Annotated in this window: 13 protein-coding genes and 1 pseudogene; 11 read left to right on the forward strand and 3 right to left on the reverse strand. The window is 58.4% G+C overall.

The window, feature by feature from the left end; genetic code table 11:
* Positions 1 to 8 precede the first annotated feature (8 nt).
* From ABIB95_RS37900 to ABIB95_RS37910, 3 genes and pseudogenes are all read left to right on the forward strand, one after another.
* Positions 9 to 799, forward strand: a pseudogene (locus ABIB95_RS37900) (enoyl-CoA hydratase/isomerase family protein).
* Between the two features lie 127 nt (positions 800 to 926).
* The gene (locus ABIB95_RS37905) at positions 927 to 1,379 is read left to right on the forward strand and encodes a tripartite tricarboxylate transporter TctB family protein (protein ID WP_354247528.1); all 453 of its coding nucleotides are present in this window, start codon (positions 927 to 929) and stop codon (positions 1,377 to 1,379) included.
* Positions 1,380 to 1,391: 12 nt separating this feature from the next.
* Positions 1,392 to 2,897 (forward strand): tripartite tricarboxylate transporter permease, encoded by a 1,506-nt coding sequence (locus ABIB95_RS37910; protein WP_354247452.1) that lies wholly within the window; start codon positions 1,392 to 1,394, stop codon positions 2,895 to 2,897.
* A 479-nt stretch (positions 2,898 to 3,376) separates the two neighbouring features.
* Here the strand turns inward: ABIB95_RS37910 and ABIB95_RS37915 are convergent, their stop codons facing one another.
* Together ABIB95_RS37915 and ABIB95_RS37920 are read right to left on the reverse strand one after the other, a co-directional pair.
* The gene (locus ABIB95_RS37915) at positions 3,377 to 4,246 is read right to left on the reverse strand and encodes a Rid family detoxifying hydrolase (protein ID WP_354247454.1); all 870 of its coding nucleotides are present in this window, start codon (positions 4,244 to 4,246) and stop codon (positions 3,377 to 3,379) included.
* Positions 4,247 to 4,420: 174 nt separating this feature from the next.
* A complete protein-coding gene (locus tag ABIB95_RS37920; protein WP_247312339.1) occupies positions 4,421 to 4,783 on the reverse strand; it encodes a response regulator transcription factor in 363 nt (120 codons plus the stop codon).
* 384 nt (positions 4,784 to 5,167) lie between these two features.
* Between ABIB95_RS37920 and ABIB95_RS37925 the strand changes: the two genes are divergently transcribed.
* The 8 genes from ABIB95_RS37925 to ABIB95_RS37960 all read left to right on the forward strand — a co-directional run bounded on the left by ABIB95_RS37925 (position 5,168) and on the right by ABIB95_RS37960 (position 16,270).
* Complete coding sequence (locus ABIB95_RS37925; RefSeq protein ID WP_354247531.1) at positions 5,168 to 5,989, forward strand: alpha/beta fold hydrolase; 822 nt, start codon at positions 5,168 to 5,170, stop codon at positions 5,987 to 5,989.
* A 193-nt stretch (positions 5,990 to 6,182) separates the two neighbouring features.
* Positions 6,183 to 7,901, forward strand: coding sequence for an FAD-dependent oxidoreductase (locus ABIB95_RS37930; RefSeq protein ID WP_354247458.1), 1,719 nt, complete (start codon positions 6,183 to 6,185; stop codon positions 7,899 to 7,901).
* Between the two features lie 351 nt (positions 7,902 to 8,252).
* Positions 8,253 to 9,065: a response regulator transcription factor gene (locus ABIB95_RS37935; RefSeq protein WP_346731204.1), complete on the forward strand. Its 813-nt coding sequence runs from the start codon at positions 8,253 to 8,255 to the stop codon at positions 9,063 to 9,065.
* Positions 9,066 to 9,310: 245 nt separating this feature from the next.
* The gene (locus ABIB95_RS37940; RefSeq protein WP_354247464.1) at positions 9,311 to 10,060 is read left to right on the forward strand and encodes a gluconate 2-dehydrogenase subunit 3 family protein; all 750 of its coding nucleotides are present in this window, start codon (positions 9,311 to 9,313) and stop codon (positions 10,058 to 10,060) included.
* Positions 10,061 to 10,062: 2 nt separating this feature from the next.
* The gene (locus ABIB95_RS37945) at positions 10,063 to 11,826 is read left to right on the forward strand and encodes a GMC family oxidoreductase (RefSeq protein ID WP_354247467.1); all 1,764 of its coding nucleotides are present in this window, start codon (positions 10,063 to 10,065) and stop codon (positions 11,824 to 11,826) included.
* A gap of 10 nt (positions 11,827 to 11,836) precedes the next feature.
* The gene (locus ABIB95_RS37950; RefSeq protein WP_354247470.1) at positions 11,837 to 13,066 is read left to right on the forward strand and encodes a cytochrome c; all 1,230 of its coding nucleotides are present in this window, start codon (positions 11,837 to 11,839) and stop codon (positions 13,064 to 13,066) included.
* A 506-nt stretch (positions 13,067 to 13,572) separates the two neighbouring features.
* The gene (locus ABIB95_RS37955; protein WP_354247473.1) at positions 13,573 to 14,700 is read left to right on the forward strand and encodes an HlyD family secretion protein; all 1,128 of its coding nucleotides are present in this window, start codon (positions 13,573 to 13,575) and stop codon (positions 14,698 to 14,700) included.
* Complete coding sequence (locus ABIB95_RS37960; protein WP_354247476.1) at positions 14,687 to 16,270, forward strand: MFS transporter; 1,584 nt, start codon at positions 14,687 to 14,689, stop codon at positions 16,268 to 16,270. The genes ABIB95_RS37955 and ABIB95_RS37960 overlap by 14 nt, the downstream gene beginning before the upstream one ends.
* Positions 16,271 to 16,526: 256 nt before the next feature.
* On the opposite strand, the gene ABIB95_RS37965 is transcribed toward ABIB95_RS37960, so the two are convergent.
* Positions 16,527 to 16,754 carry a hypothetical protein gene (locus ABIB95_RS37965; protein ID WP_354247478.1) on the reverse strand — a complete coding sequence of 76 codons (228 nt, stop codon included), beginning with the start codon at positions 16,752 to 16,754 and terminating at the stop codon, positions 16,527 to 16,529.
* Positions 16,755 to 17,053: the final 299 nt, after the last annotated feature.

Genomic DNA, 17,053 nt, shown 5'->3' on the forward strand with positions numbered 1-17,053 from the left:
CTATGACCATGACTTCGATATCACCGCCAGACGTCATCGTTAATATCAAGGATAGCGTCGGGATCATTTCGCTGAATCGCCCCGAGCGGATGAACTCATTCACCGCGTCCGCGAGGAGCGCTATCATCGCGAGCTTAAAAGCCTTGGATGCCAATAGCGAGGTGAATGCCATCATCCTTAGAGGTGCCGATGCGACATCGTTCTCGTCAGGCCAGAATCTAGACGAGGCGCGTGCCGTGACCGTCAGCGGTATCGCGCCATGGCAGGAACACCAGCGTGCCATGTATCAGGCGATCCGCGATCTCGAGAAGCCCTGTGTGGCCGCTGTCGATGGGATTTGCGTCGGGGGGGCATGCACGTTGCCCTTTGCTCTGATTGGCGGATTGCCACGCCGAACAGCAAATGGGGGCAACCGGAAGTAAAGGTTGGAGTAGCAAGTGTTGTGGGCCCGTATCTGATCGGTCTCCACGTGGGCTGGACCCAGAATGTTCAGCTCTGCGTATCAGGCGAGACGATCTCTGGTCAGCGGGCATACGAGATCGGCCTCGTCACCCAACTTGCTGAACCTTCGGAGCTATACGAGCAAGCCATGGAGCGCGCGAAGCGTCTTAGCAGTCTCCCGCGATCGGCTGTTCGTCTCAAAAAGAAGCGCCTACGTGACGTGACGCAGGCCGGATTCGACGAAGCGTGCGCCGCCGGGATACGAGCGCAGACCGAGTGCTATGAGCTCGGTGAGCCGCAAGCTATGATGGCGCGTTTCATCGAGCGTAGAAGCGCGGCTCGGGACAAGACGGTTTAATGCTCGCACTACAAGTGGAACGTGTCCGCTCGATAGAGCGTGGCCGTTAGAACGAGCCGCTGACGCGGCCGTCCCGGTCGGGGCATACGCGGCGCGGAATTTAATTTCAGGATAAGGGTTGAATGAGGTGCGTGACAGCAATCGCCAAGATGTGGCCGCCGGCGCAATCTTCATGGCGCTGGGAGCCGTGTTCGCTTGGAATTCGCACGGTCTCGCGTTTGGCACCGGGGCGAGGATGGGGCCGGGATACTTTCCGACGGTGCTGTCGTGGCTGCTGCTCATTCTCGGCGCAGCGATATTCTTGAATGGTCGGCGCTCAGACAAACGGAGCGAAGTCCAGATTCCCTGGAAGTTGCTGGCGATCGTTGTCATCAGCCCCGTCGCATTCGGATTGCTGTTATACCCGCTCGGCTTTCCGATCGCGATCACGTCTGCCGTGTTTCTATCGACGCTGGCGAGCAAACGCCTCGCGTTGAAAACCGCCGTAGCGACGTCCGTGGGGCTGGCGGTCTTGTGTTGGGCCATCTTCGTTCGCGAGCTAGGACTCCAGCTGCCTCTCTGGGGCTATTGGATTGGCTGATAGGAGGCATTTTTGGATACACTTCACAATCTCGGTCTTGGACTTTCCGTCGCTCTGTCGCTTCACAATATTTGGTACTGCTTTATCGGTTGCGTGCTCGGTACGCTCGTCGGGGTGTTGCCTGGTCTCGGCCCGATTGCAACGATTGCGATGCTGCTCCCGCTCACCTTCGGGCTGGCGCCCGTTTCGGCCCTTATCATGCTTGCTGGGAGTTATTATGGCGCTCAGTATGGCGGATCGACTACGGCTATCCTCATCAATCTGCCTGGAGAATCGTCGTCGGTCGTGACTGCCATCGATGGCTATCAGATGGCACGGCAGGGACGAGCTGGAGCAGCCTTGGCAACTGCGGCCATCGGATCCTTCATCGCAGGAACAATCGCAACATTTCTCCTGGCGCTGTTTGCCCCTCCGCTCGCGCATGTGGCGCTTCAGTTTGGTGCGCCCGAATACTTTGCACTAATGGTCCTTGGATTGGTGGCATCAATTATTCTCGCGTCGGGATCGGTTCTTAAGGCGCTTGCAATGATCGTACTGGGGCTTCTACTCGGCCTCGCTGGGCAGGATATCTACACCAATACCCTGCGTCTTACCTTTGGAATTCCGGAATGGTCCGATGGCTTCGAATTCGTCGCAGTAGCGATGGGGACATTCGGGTTGAGTGAGGTAATCAGGAATCTAGAATCGGGTGCGGATCGTAGCATGGTGGCGACTAAGGTGAGCGGTTTGGTCCTCTCGTTCAAGGATCTGAAACTCATCCTTCCTCCAATACTCCGCGGTACGTTTCTCGGAGCCGTGCTTGGGATCCTTCCGGGAGGAGGCGCGATGCTGTCGTCGTTTGCATCCTATTCGATCGAGAAAAAACTAGCGGCAGATCCCGGACGATTTGGAAAAGGTGCAATCGAGGGAGTCGCCGGACCGGAGAGCGCTAATAATGCCGGCGCCCAAACATCGTTCATTCCGATGCTGACGCTCGGTCTGCCGTCGAACCCTGTCATGGCATTGATGATCGGCGCTCTTATCGTTCAGGGCATCACGCCGGGGCCTGATGTCGTCAATCAGAAGCCGGAGCTGTTCTGGGGCGTCATCGCATCGATGTGGCTCGGCAATGTTCTACTTGTTCTGCTGAACTTGCCGCTGGTCGGAATTTGGGTTCGGCTTCTCACCATTCCCTATCATATTCTCTTTCCAGCCATCATTGCATTCTGTTCGATCGGAGTCTTCAGCGTTAGCAACAACGTCGCTGATGTGTACACAATGGCGGTTTTCGCTTTCGGTGGGTTTCTTCTAGTCAAGCTCGGGTGCGAGCCGGCACCGTTTCTGTTGGGATTTGTGATCGGACCGATGATGGAGGAGCATCTGCGACGCGCGCTTTTGCTCTCCCGTGGCGACGTGACAGTGTTCCTAACACGGCCGCTTTCCGTAACGATCTTGGTCGTCGCGTTGATCGCGTTGGTTGTCACACTGCTCCCGTCGGTAGGCAAGAAGCGGGAAGAGGCCTTTGCTGAGGAGAGCTAGTGGCGTTGGCCGGTGACGTAGCAAATAGCCTGCGGCAGCGAAATAGTTTGAAGAATCTCCGGGGGTAGATATGCCGATAATGCGCTCGACAGACGCCTAGAGACCGAACGATAGTGTGTCTCCCCCGGTCGCAAGCTTGCTCGAGTTTTGCGAAGGCGATCTCGTTAACGTTAAGGTCGGGTCTGAAGGGCAGGGCCCCTCGCGCCGGCGGCTTCGATCATCTGACGGATGCCAGGCTCGTTGTTGCCGGACAGGTTGCCTGTGATCACGATGGCATCGGTTCGAAGATTGGAGATGGGCGCCCCTTCGACCTAGGTCTCGAAGGTCTGGCGATCGACGAGGCCATGAGCACCCAGGATCCGATGATGCCGCGCGTGGTCGGATTGGCCGCGCAGGTGGTTGTCTTCAGTTGCGGTGAGCGCCGGCAGAGCAGGGGCGTTGATCGCGCCCCCCAGCGTTCAGCCAGATAGGATAACGCTCTAGAGGCCGTCAGTCCGTTTGGTTGCGAGCGCGACGCACTCGATCTCGACCAGAACGTCACGCGGCAGGCGGCTGACTTCTATGGTCGAGCGGGCAGGCGCTGAGGAGCCGAAGACATCCGCGTAAATCGTATTCATTACGCCGAAGTCGCTCATGTTCTTTAGGAAGACCGTTGTCTTCACGACGGAGGCTACATCAGAGCCTGCGGCATCGAGCACCGCAAGAAGATTTCGTAGAGATTGACGGGTCTGGGCTTCGATACCATCTGGCACGTTGCCCCCGACCGCGTCGATCGGTAGCTGACCAGAGACATAGACTAGGCCCTGAGCGGAAATGGCTTGCGAGTAGGGTCCGACGGGCGCCGGGGCGGATGGGCTAACGATGATATGACGGGTGGACACGATTCTAGCTCCGAGAAAACGGTCCAAAGATCTTAGGAAGCGGATTGCTCGTCCGGAAGTACGTATTTTGTGTATTCTGCTTTCCATCTGAGGGGGCTCGCTGAGAATGTCCGTCGCAATAATCGGATTCCCCACGAGATAGAGTGAACTTGAGCGCGGGGTCCCAGACCAGGACGCGATCTCGCCCTGGTTGATACGCGTAAGGATCATCAGACCCTGGTGTCGGGCCATTGCGCCGATCGCAGCCCGTGTCTCTTCCCAAGATGCCCTTTCAGCCACGAGCTGCGCACCCACGGCCGCGTCCCAGTGACTGATTTTCTTTTCAAAGCCAATCACAAGCGCCCAGTAAGAGAGTGCTGTCCTACCGTGACAGGCCTGATGGTGCTGGTCGATGATGTGGCGCCCATCACGGGCAACGAATCGTGCATCCGGTTGATCCTCCTGATTGGGGGGGCGCGAAGCGGCCATCTGCCGCTCTGATGTTCGGTTCGAAGCGCACTCAAGGCGGGCCGTCCCGATGAGTACATCACACGTCAACGCACACTAATCCCGATTGAACTAGTCGCGACAATTATGCGGAGGGGTGAGGGCCGGTGTGCTCGCGACGATGAGCCGCGGGTCTATAAGCAGATACGCACGCGGTCAGAGTGCAACCCTTATTGCGGCCATCAGCGCGCTGTCATCAAATGGCTTACGTAGGCAGGCAGCCGCGCCGCCAGCAAGAGCCCGGGCTACGATGTCCTCCTCGTGGTGCGCGGTAATCATGATCATCGGCGTGTTGATGCCACGTTCAACGAGCCTTGTCTGAAGATCCAGTCCGCTCATTCCCCGCATCTGAATGTCGCAGATGATGAGGCGGACGCTGAAAACCAGAGGATCTTGCAAGAATGCCTCCGCCGACGGGCATTGAACCGTTATGAAGCCGATCGATCGCAGAAGATTATCGATAGCGCCGCGCAGCGGCGCGTCATCATCAACGATCGCGACTAGATACTCGTTGTTCAATGGTTGATCCGAGGTGAGCGAAGACAACAGTCAAGCATGGCTACGTCGCAGAACACTATACGAAGATATCATTACGGCCAAAGGCTGCAACGTCAGACGCGTGCGTGCCGCGCACCTGCTTCCCAACCAAAGGAACGCGGTACACCTCCGTATAGTTGCGGTTCTTGTTTGTATGGCCGATGCGAGGGGCTGGCGTTCGAGCTCACCGCTCAACGCACCCGAAACAGGAGCCTCGACATGCCGATCGGAAATTCCATTCGAGCGATCCCGAAATCCCGCCGCGACGTACTCGTAGCCGCCGGTGGGATCGCAGCTGCAGCCAGCTTGCCCAAAGCGGCGTCTGCAGCCAATCGATCCAACAACGTTACGCAAGGAAAAGAGACCATGACAACAGTCACTGCAAAAGATGGCACCAAGATCTTCTACAAGGACTGGGGTACGGGTAAACCCGTTGTTTTTTCGCACGGCTGGCCGCTGACTGCGGATGCCTGGGACAACCAGATGCTATTTCTATCTGCTCAGGGCTACCGCGTCATCGCGCACGATCGCCGCGGACACGGGCGTTCTGGCCAGCCTTCTAAAGGCAACGACATGGATACTTACGCGGACGACATGGCGGCGATGATTGAAGCGCTCGATCTAAAGGGCGTAACGCTGGTCGGACATTCCACTGGCGGCGGCGAAGTCGCGAGATATATTGGTCGCCACGGAACTGGGAGGGTTGCGAAAGCAGTCCTGATCTCGTCGGTGCCACCGCATATGCTGAAAACTGCCGATAATCCAGAAGCTGCGCCTATGGAGGTCTTCGACGGTCTTCGGGCTGGGATGTCTTCAGATCGCTCTACCTTTTTCAAGGGATTGGCGATGCCGTTCTTTGGATTCAATCGGCCAAATGCAAAAGTGTCCCAGGGCGCGATCGAATCGTTCTGGATGCAGGGCATGCTGGGCGGCATCAAAGGCCAGTACGAATGCATCAAGGCATTTTCAGAGACCGATTTCACCAATGATCTGAAAAAGATGACCATTCCAACCCTGATCATTCAGGGCGACGACGACCAGATCGTGCCAATCGGCATTGCTTCACTCAAGTCCGCGAAGATCGTGCCGAAGGCGACTCTTAAAATATACCCGGGTGCTCCCCACGGTCTCTGCGTCACCCTTGCCGAAAAGATTAATGCCGATTTGCTCGAGTTCTTGAAGAGTTAATTAGCCTTTGCAGGCTCGCGATGCCCGGCTTTACAGCTGCGGCGCGCGATGGTCGGCCATCGATGCCCCGCCCCACCGTCGATGGTCGACCAGGCACTTCGCTGCCTCTCGATGGTGCTTGGAACGTCATTCTATCAATAGGAAGCGCTCCCTTGGAGCGCTCTTTATGGTGCCGATATCCGAAAGAATGTGAATGAGTATTCTGGTTGAGCGCGCAGATCAAGTATTTCCAGCGCTGGTTACTGAGCAAATTGAAATTGTAAGGCGCTTTTGCGGAGGTGAGGCTCGGATATTTGCCGCCGGTGACGTCGTTTTTCGGGTTGGTGATCTGCACGCGCCGGCTTGGTTCGTGATTGATGGTTGGATGGAAGTATCTAGACGCGACGGTCTTAGCAGAGAGGCTGCGGTCGGCACTTACAAAACAGGTCAGTTCTCCGGAGAACTCAGCCAGTTGGCGGGACGCCCATCGCTGACATCCGGTCGAGCAGGTCCGCAAGGGTGTTCGGCCATTTCCCTCGACGCCATTCATCTGCGGGCACTCGTGATCGGATCAGCGGACGTCGGCGAGCTGGTCATGCGCGCGTTTATCCTGCGACGTGTCGCCTTAATCACGGAGGGCGGCGCGGGCACGGTCTTGATCGGTCGATTTGGCACGCCAGAGTTGGTGAGGCTTCAAGGATTTCTGACACGCAACGGCTACCCTCACATTGTCATGGATCCCTCTTCCGACGATGAGGCGCAGGCGCTTATCGACCGTCTGGGGATAGCGCCAAGCGAGTTGCCCTTGATGGTGTGCCCGAATGGAACAGTTCTGAGGGCGCCGACCGACGTGGAGACTGCGGCATGTCTGGGGATTACCCCGACCCTCGATCCGGAAATTATTTACGATATTGCGGTGGTCGGCGCAGGTCCGGCCGGTCTCGCGACTGCTGTCTATGCCGCTTCTGAGGGACTCACGGTTCTAGTGCTCGACCAGAGGGCCGCGGGTGGACAGGCTGGCGCCTCGGCGCGCATTGAGAATTATCTCGGATTCCCGACCGGCATTTCCGGGCGGGCTTTGGCTGGACGGGCTATCAGTCAGGCTATGAAGTTTGGGGCCGCTATCGCGGTCCCACTGCAGGTCGCGCGGTTGATCAGCGATCCAGATCCCACTTCGCATGGACCGATGACGCTCGAGCTTTCGGACGGGAGGGCCGTTCGCGCCTTAGCCACCGTTGCCGCATCGGGTGCACGCTATCGCCGACCCGACATTCCTGGATTGGAGACGTTTGAAGGAGCAGGCGTCTCATACTGGGCCTCACCCATCGAAGCAAGACTATGTGAGGGGGAGGAGGTCGCGGTCATCGGCGGCGGAAATTCAGCAGGGCAGGCGGTTGTGTTTTTGTCGCCAACCGTGAAGAGACTTCATTGGGTGATTCGTGGCGAGGGGTTAAGCGCGACGATGTCGCGTTACTTGATCGATCGGATTGCAGCGCTCGACAACATCGAGTTGTACGTGGAGACCGAAGTCTTCGCGCTTGAAGGTGACCAGTCGGGAGGACTCACCGGAATTAGAATGAAACGTCGTTCAACTGGAGCGGTTCACTTGCAACGACTTCGCCATTTATTTCTCTTCATCGGCGCCGATCCCAATTCAGCTTGGCTGGAGAAGACTGCCCTCCTCGACGAGAAGGGCTTTCTGCGGACTGGAGAAGTCTTTCGGGGGGATGCTAGACGTTGTGGCCGCGCCTCGCTGCCTCTTGAGACCAGTATTCCGCGCGTCTTCGCAGTCGGCGACGTGAGATCTGGCTCGACGAAGCGAGTTGCTGCCGCCGTCGGAGAGGGCGCTGCAGTGGTCGCGTCAATTCACCAAGTCCGGGCCTTCGAGCAGGCGCATCACGGCACGAAGGCGGACGTCGGACCAAAAAACTGAGACAAGCACCGCCCTGGATCTTGAACCCGAAATCGGAGGTGCGATTGCGCCGTTTAGGGGCTTCATTTGGTCTGTGGGCTTCCACTGTTCAATATTGTCTTAAGCGTCGGCCGAAAGCCTGCGATGGACCGGATGTAGGGTTCGGACTTTAGGACGAAGCGATTGGCGCTGCATATGTTTATTGCATCTCATGTCCGAAAACGGGGGCTATTCGACCTTTAGGTCGCTTCTGCAACGACGTAGGTTGCGGAAGCAAATGCGCAATGCGTGATCCAAAAACAGGGGAGTGGGCGCCTAAGGTGGTTCTTTCCAGACTTTGCTTCGGCCGTTCGGTTGCAGCAATCAGAAGGGATGTTCAAGCCTTTGTCCGCACATCAACACCGAAAATCTTACTCGGGACATCTGCCGCCAAACCCGGGGCCGGCTCTCTTGGAAAACCGCCGTCAGGCATTGGCTTCCTCACCTGAGCAGAGGCAGGCGCCGACAACGCTTCCAGTCGTCCACGTGATCGATGACGATCCCGCCGTTCGCGATGGATTGGTGAATCTGGTCCAGTCGATGGGGTTTCGCGCAGTGGCTTTCGAAGCGCCTCAACACTTTATTGAAGCGTGGCAACCGGCGGACTCTGGCTGCGTCATCCTCGATATCCGTTTCCCTGACGCCAGCGGTTTGGACTTCCAGACGCAGCTGCAAGCGTTATCCATTCCGTTGCCGGTCATTTTAATGACTGGACATGCCGACGTTCCATCTTCGGTGCGTGGGATGAAAGCGGGTGCCATCGATTTTCTGATAAAGCCCATTGATGATCAATTAATTCTGGAAGCCGTACAGGAAGCGTTTCGGCTCGACGAATCTCGGATGACAGAAAAAGCTCAGATATCGAGCCTGATGCAGCGATATCAGAGTCTTACTTGTCGCGAAAAGGAAGTGCTCGAGCTTGTGGCCCGCGGGTTGATGAACAAGCAAGTTGCAGGTGAGCTGGGGCTTAGCGAAATCACGGTGAAAGTTCATCGTGGTTCCATGATGCGAAAGATGAAGTTGAGGACGTTGCCAGATCTCGTCCGTGCAGCAGAAGCCCTCAGCATTTCCGCTCCTCTGAAGGAGGTTGCCCGCAGCCCGACAGATTATCCTCCAACGAGAATCAAAGCGTCGGCCAGTCGGTAGATTATTGCGTCTATCCCTCAGCGAGTTTTCGGCGGTAATTTCATCGGTCATAGTCCCGTCGTTTTCGGCACCGGCGCTGGCGGATCGACGTTTGCGTTTAAGGCGGTTTGAAATTGAGGGCCATGAGTTGAAGACAAGCAATTATACTCAGATATCTCTTTGAACGCGTCGACCTGACTGATCTATCGTTGCCGTTCGCTACCTATACGAACAATGTTGGAAGCGCTGCAATTCGGAACGATGTGATGATCGATGGCTCCCGGCACTTCCTCCTGTCTAGGCGCTCGCTGCTGATTTCGACCGCGGCCCTGCTTGTTGCGGGCACTGCGGCGCGCGCGCGCACCATCACTCAGGGCATGCCGTGGGAACCGGGCACCGCATCGCCGCCGCTGCAGGTCCGCGCCGGCCCATGGATGTTTTTCACGTTCGATGAAGCTGCCACGATCGAAGCGGCTGTCGATCGGTTGATTCCGCCGGACGAACGCGGGCCCGGCGGCAAGGACACCGGCTGCGCCGTCTATATCGATCGGCAATTGGCGGGCGCTTTTGGCAAAGCATTCGGGCTTTACATGGGGCCACCCTTCATGCCTGGCGCCGCCACCCAAGGTTATCAGGCGCCCGACGCGCCCGCGACGCGCTATCGCAAGGGGCTGAAGGCGCTGACTGACTATGTCAAGGCGACCTTCACCGGAAAATCGTTTCGCGATCTCGCGCTGACCGATCAAGACAAGGTATTGTCCGGGCTCGAGACCGGATCGATCGAGCTTGCCAACGTCAGCAGTGTCGAGTTCTTCTCGCTGTTGCTGCAGAACACCCAGGAAGGTTTCTTCGCTGATCCCGTTTATGGCGGCAACCGCGACATGGCGGGCTGGAAACTCGTGGGCTTTCCCGGCACGCGCTACGACTATCGCGACTGGGTTGAACGTCACAACGAAGTCTACCCGCTGCCGCCCGTCAGTATCATGGGCCGATCCGACTGGACAGTGAAGGACTGAGCATGGCGCGTAAACTTCCCCGCAAAAACGTCGTCATTGTCGGTCTTGGCTGGACTGGATCGATTCTCGCTTATGAGCTGGCAAAATCCGGGCTGGATGTGATCGCGATCGAGCGAGGCCCATGGCGCGACACCGCCACCGATTTCCCGCCGTCCTATTCGCAGGATGAGTTGCGCTACGCCGTGAAGCTCGATCTGTTTCTGCGGCCCGAACAGGAAACCCTGACCTTCCGCAACAACGGCACTCAGACCGCGCTGCCGATTCGCAGCTTCTCTGGATTTCTTCCGGGTAACGGCGTCGGCGGCGCAGGCGTGCACTGGAACGGACAGACCTGGCGGTTCCTGCCCACTGATTTCAAGCTGCGCAGCCATCTCGAAGGCCGCTATGGCAAGGGGGCACTGCCGGCTGACATGACGATCCAGGATTGGCCGGTCAGCTACGACGAGATGGAGCCGTATTACGACCGCTTCGAAAAACTCTGCGGCACCTCCGGCAAGGCCGGCAACCTGAGAGGCGAGAAGCAGCTCGGCGGAAATCCCTTTGAGGGCTGGCGCTCGTCGGAATATCCGACGCCGCCGCTGAAGCAGGGTCTGGGCGCCACGCTGTTTGCCGAGGCCGCCCGTAAGACCGGGCACTCACCGTTTCCACAACCAGCGTCGAATCTCAGCGAGGCCTACACAAATCCGCTTGGCATCAAAATGGGCCAGTGCACTTATTGCGGATTCTGCGAGCGCTTCGGTTGCGGCAACTATGCCAAGTCCAGCCCGCAGACCTGCGTGCTGCCGGCGCTGCTGCGCTTTCCGAACTTCTCTGCGCAGACCGAATCCGAGGTGACAAAGATCAATTTGGATTCCTCCGGCAAGCGCGCCACCGGCGTCACTTACGTCGATTCCTCCGGTGAGGAATTTGAGCAGCCTGCCGATATCGTACTGGTCTGTACCTTCGCGCTGTTCAACGTCCGCCTGATGCTGTTATCGGGCATCGGCAAGCCGTATGACGGCGTTACCGGCAAGGGCGTGGTCGGACGCAACTACGCCTATCAGACGACCTCCAGCGTTTCCGTGATCCTGAAGGACAAGACCCTCAACCCGTTCATCGCAACCGGCGCCCATGGCATGATGATCGACGATTTCAACGGCGACAACTTCGACCACACCGGGCTTGGCTTCTTTGGCGGCGGCTACATGGGCTTCGGCCAGACAGGCGCACGCCCGATCCAGACCCGGCCTGTGCCGGCGGGCACGCCGAAATGGGGAGCCCAGTGGAAAAAGGCGACGGCGGAGACCTATCAGCGCGCGTGCAGCCTCGCGACTCATGGCAGTTCCTATAGCTACAAGGACTGCTATCTCGATCTTGATCCGACCTACAAGGATCGCCTTGGCCGCCCGCTGATGCGAATGACCTTCGATTTCCATAATAACGAGTTGAAGATGTCCGCGTTCCTCACTGAGCGCCTCGCCGCTATCGGACGCGCGATGGACCCTGCGGAAATCGCGCTCAGCCCACGCAAAGGTCCCTACAACAGCACGATTTACCAGACGACACACAACACTGGCGGGACGGTGATGGGCGCGGATCCTGAGACAAGCGTGGTCAACCGTTACTGCCAGAGCTGGGATGTCCATAATGTTTTTGTACCCGGCGGAGCGTCGGTATTCCCACAAAACCACGGCTACAATCCGACTGACACGGTCGGCGCGCTGGCGTATTGGACTGCCGACGCCATCAAGAACCGCTATCTGAAGAATCCCGGTCCGCTGGTTTGAGGAGAGGATGATGCAACGTTCTCTCGCCGCTGCGGGGCTTCTCGTTTCGATCGCGGCATCTGCCGCCGCGCAGGACAGCCAAGATTTCGGTCGCGCCGAACGCGGGCGTTATCTGTCGGTGCTGGGCGATTGCGCGGGCTGTCACACCGCGCCGGGCGGAGCACCATTCGCCGGCGGGCTGGCGCTGGATACTTCGTTCGGCAAGCTGGTGGCGCCGAACATCACGCCGGATCGCGAAACTGGCATAGGCAACCTTACGGATGATGAGTTCATCGCCGCGTTGCACGAGGGTCGCAGCCACAACGGCCGGCGGCTTTATCCGGCGATGCCCTATCCGGCTTATACAAAACTCACCGACGACGACGTGATGGCGATCCGTTCATATTTCAAGACGGTCGCACCGGTGAAGAACGCGGTGGTGGCCAACCAGCTGCCGTTCCCGTTCAATATCCGCCTGGCGATGGTATTCTGGAACTGGCTCAACTTTGCGCCGGGCCGCTATCAGCCGAATCTGCAAAAATCCGCTGAGTGGAATCGCGGCGCCTATATCGTCGAAGGCGCCGCCCATTGCGGTACCTGCCACACGCCAAAGACGCTGCTAGGGGGCGACAGGATGGGCACGCCGCTCGCGGGTGCGACCCTGCAGGGCTGGTTTGCGCCGAACGTCACCCTTGATAATCACAAGGGCATCGGCAATTGGTCGAAGGAGGACCTCGCGCAGTACCTCAAGACCGGAGCAAACGATTTCACGTTAGCTTCGGGCCCGATGTCAGAGGCCGTCTCGCATTCGACGTCGCAGATGACCGATGAAGATATCGCGGCGATCGCCACTTATCTGAAGGACAGTGGCACGGGCGGCACCGCCACGAAGCCGACCCCGGTGGCGGCGAATGACAACGCGATGCGCGTGGGCGCCGCGATCTACAAGGATAGCTGCGCCGCCTGCCACAGGGACAGCGGTGCCGGCGAGGCCCGGTTGTTTCCGAAACTCGCCGGCAGCGCCCTGGTGCAGTCCGATGACCCAACCACACTCGCCCATGTCGTGCTGAGTGGCACTCGCGGGGTGTCCACCGTAGGTGCGCCGACGGGCCCGGCGATGCCAGCCTTCGACTGGCGCCTCAGCGACGGCCAGGTTGCCGCTGTGCTAACCTACATTCGCAACAGCTGGGGCAACGCTGCAGCACCGATCTCTGTCAGCGCGGTGGCCAGCCAGCGCGCTTCATTGGCGAAGACGCCGTAGCTTGCTTAAGCTTGTGCCCGACGATGCATCTCCGAGCGATGCGAGACTGCGGCCCGTGCGAGGCGACATCCAGGCGCACGAAACCAACCAAAGCGAGCGTGACGATGGGAAGCCAGTCGCTCCTTGAGCCTTGGCCCGCCGCTCTGTGTGGCCTTAGCCGCCACGATAAGCTATCGCGATTATCGCCTTCGAACGTCGCTTCCCTGATGGCTGACGAGCGCTGCCGCAATGCATCGGGCGCCAACCGTTTCTTCTTAAGGGCACGCTTCAATCTGCGACACGATACGAGGGCTAGTCGGCGGATCCTGTCGTCCGCGACTGCACCTTCGTATAATTGCAAGGAGAGCCCAGACGTCCGAGCGTGAATTTAAGTGCCACAATGTCAGCGCCCACTTTTGTGTGCGCGCGTACTTCGGTCCGAAGTGTAGCGCCAAAAAAGCGCTCGGCGGATCTGTACTTCACAAGGAAACGGCCAATGGCACAAAGGTGCAGTCGAAGGTGAACAATTGAGTGAAGCCGCTCTGTCTGGCGAAGCGACTGCCTCGACCCTGCGTGACACCTGGCGACGCTTGACCATTCCGCTGTTGGCGGTGACTGCGGTCCTCGCTCTTATCGTGATCGCCACGCTGCGCTGGGATGCATGGGTCAGCGGATTGTCAGTGCAGACTACGGACGACGCCTATGTGCGCGCCCAAACGACCCGGTTGAGCACGAGGGTCGCCGGCGCGGTATTGGCTCTCGGGGTCAATGACTTTCAACGGGTACGGGCTGGCGATCTCCTGGTACAAGTCGATCCAGCGGATTATGAAACGCAAGTCGCGCAGGGGGAGGCGGGCGTTACTGGCGCCAAGGCCGCCTTGGACAATCTCGAGAATCAGATAGAGCTGCAATACGCGACGATCGCGCAAACTGAGGCGCAACGAACCTCCACTCTGGCCCTCGAAGTCGAAGCTCGACAAGAGCAGGAACGCCAGAAATCATTATCGCAAACTGATTCGGGCACCCGGCAAAGGCTCGAACAGGCCGTTGCGGCCTACGCCAAGGCCCAAGCGGACGTCACAGCAAATGCCGCCTTGATTGCTGCCCAACGACACCAACTCGACGTGCTCGCGGGTACCAAGCAGCAACGCGCTGCGGATCTTCTGGCCGCGAAGGCAGGCCTTGCAGCTGCAAACCTGCGTCTTGGCTACACCAAAATCGTCGCGCCGTTTGACGGCGTCGCCAGCGAGCGCCAGGTGCAAGCCGGTGACTACGTGAACATCGGCAGCAACCTCATCAGCGTTGTGCCTTTGCCGCAGGTTTACTTGATAGCCAACTATAAGGAGACGCAACTCACTCGGGTGAAGGAAGGGCAGCCCGTTGAAGTCATCGTCGATACCTTCTCTGACCAGAAACTGCGCGGGCGCGTCGGGCGAATATCCCCCGCAAGCGGCTCTCAATTTGCGTTACTTCCTCCCGATAACGCGACGGGCAATTTTACCAAGGTCGTGCAGCGGATCCCCGTGAGGATCGAACTCGATCCGGGACAGCCTTTGGTCGAGCGTCTGTTACCGGGGATGTCGGCGACAACCCGCATCCATGTCACCGAAGCCCCCACCGCGACAGGCGGAACGGGACGCAATGACAGCAAGTAAGATGATTGAGAGTGGCCCGGTTTCCACGGGCGGCATATCGCACAGGCCGCTCTTCGCAGTCGGCGCGGTTCTGCTGGGTTCGTTTCTGGCCAATTTCGATACCCGGCTGTTCTCGGTCGCGCTTCCCGACCTCCGCGGGGTGTACTCGTTGAGCTTCGATGAAGGCGCGTGGCTCAGCACCGCAGCGACGGCGTCGCAGATTGCGATCGCGCCTGCGGTCGCCTGGCTATCGACGGCCTTTGGACTACGACGCGTGTTGGGAATCCCGAGTCTGATCTATGCGGTGATTTCCCTACTCATGCCGCTTGCGCATGACTACAGTACCCTGCTCGTGCTGAGTGTCATTCACGGGTTGATGTTGGGCACATTCGTTCCAGCGACACTGCTCATCGTCTTTCGTAACCTGCCGATGAAATGGTGGGTGCTCGCGATAGCGATCTATTCGATACGTGTGGGATTCTCGCTAAACTCGGGCATTTCGCTGGTCGGCTTCTACGTCGATCAGATCGGATGGCAATGGATGTTCTGGCAGGATGTCTTCATTGCCCCGTTGATGGGATTGTGCGTCTACCTCGGGACGCCGCATGAGCCGATAAATCATTCCGTTGTCACAGACGCGGACTGGGGTGGAATGCTGTTGCTCGGCGCCGGCATGGCAATAGTCTATGCCGGCCTGGACCAGGGTAACCGACTGGACTGGTTTGGATCCGGGACCGTCATGGCGCTGCTTTGCGGCGGGTTGCTGCTGGCGGTCGGCTTCTTCGTCAATGAATCCCTGGTGCGCCGACCATGGGCAGACGTCGATGTCATTCTCTCTCGCAACATCGGCCTCTCGCTGGCGGTCATCCTACTCTACACGCTGACCGGCCTGTCAAATTCCACGCTGGCTCCCAACTTTCTCATTGTCGTGGGGCAGTTGAGGCCCGAACAGTCAGGCTGGTTGTTTCTGACCTGGGCGATCCTTCCCATGATCATTTTGTTTCCTCTCTCTATCTACCTGATTAAATACTATGATCCCAGGCTGACACTAATCATTGGGCTGTCGGCTTTTGCCGCAGCAGGCTTGTTGGGTACGCAGCTCACGCACGATTGGTCGTTGGACGATTTTATCCCGGTGGTCCTTTTACAATCTGTTGGACAATCGTTCTCCTTGCTGCCGCTAGTGATGATCGCATTGGCCAATTCGGATCCGACTCGCGCCACCGCGTTTGCCGCATATGTTCAAGTCATGAGGCTCGGAGGCGCGGAAATCGGGGTTGCGTTGATGACCACTTGGTTGCGCATACGCGAACAGTTTCATTCCAACCTCCTAGGCCAGCATGTTGGCAGTGGAGACGCCGACGTCGTCGGTGTTCTCTCTCGATTGACGGCGCTGTTTTCCAGTCATGGGACCGGTACAGCGCAGGCCCGAGGCGTGGGTACACTTGCCGCGCTCGTGCAGCGTGAAGCAAATACACTGTCCTATATCGATGGGTTTTGGCTAACGGTTCTGTTCGCGCTGCTAGGGCTACTGTGCGTGGCACTCATGACGGCGTCGCCGCCAGGTCCGTTCTCGCCGAAGCCGAGATGAGATATAGCGGCCTGGCATCAGTGGATGGATGGCTGACATTCGTTGCGATACGCCTTTGAATAGTTGCTCAAAAGACGCGCATGATCGCCAGATGCGCTTTAACTATCGTGAACCTTCTGACAGCTGGAGACTTTGGTCCGTTCGCGAAAGCTCTCGAAAATGTGGTTGGCATCTGCTGTTTTCAGTCAATTCAGTGTTCTCAGGTGGGCGAGCTCTTCGGGCCCGATCTGCGACCGGGCGGAGCCAAACCGCGAAGTTACATAGTCCGCGACGGCTGCCGATCTCGGCGTCTGTTTAAGCGGCGTCGAATCTTGGCACGAATGGCTGTCCTGCCGGAGCTCGCCCCGTGCCGGAAAGTCATCTGAACGATGTTGATTGCACTCGGGTCATTGATTGCGCGCGAGCCGGTCAACTCGGCTGCGGAAACGAGTGCGCCCGATCCATTCCAGGCATGGCATCCCGCGCAGGCGCCAGCGAAGATCATTTGCCCTTCACATTGCTGGGAGGAGCCCCGTTCGGTGCCTGTGACGCGGCACCGACGATTTCGCCAGGCAACGCCCTGCTTTGGATCGCCGGCAGGATTGTCAGGTAGCCGACCATCGCACGCACGTCTCGGGGCGTAAGATACTGCGTGCTCGCAGCGATGACTTCCGCCCTTGGGCCCGACGCGTTGTCATGACCTTGGCTATGGCCGCTGAAAAGATATTGAAATAGATCTCTCTGGCTCCAGGCGCTGAGTCCGGTCTTCGCATCGCTAGTAAATTTCTAAGCGGTCCAGCCTTG

The organism is Bradyrhizobium sp. LA2.1 (assembly GCF_040547725.1).
Taxonomy (GTDB): Bacteria; Pseudomonadota; Alphaproteobacteria; order Rhizobiales; family Xanthobacteraceae; genus Bradyrhizobium; species Bradyrhizobium barranii.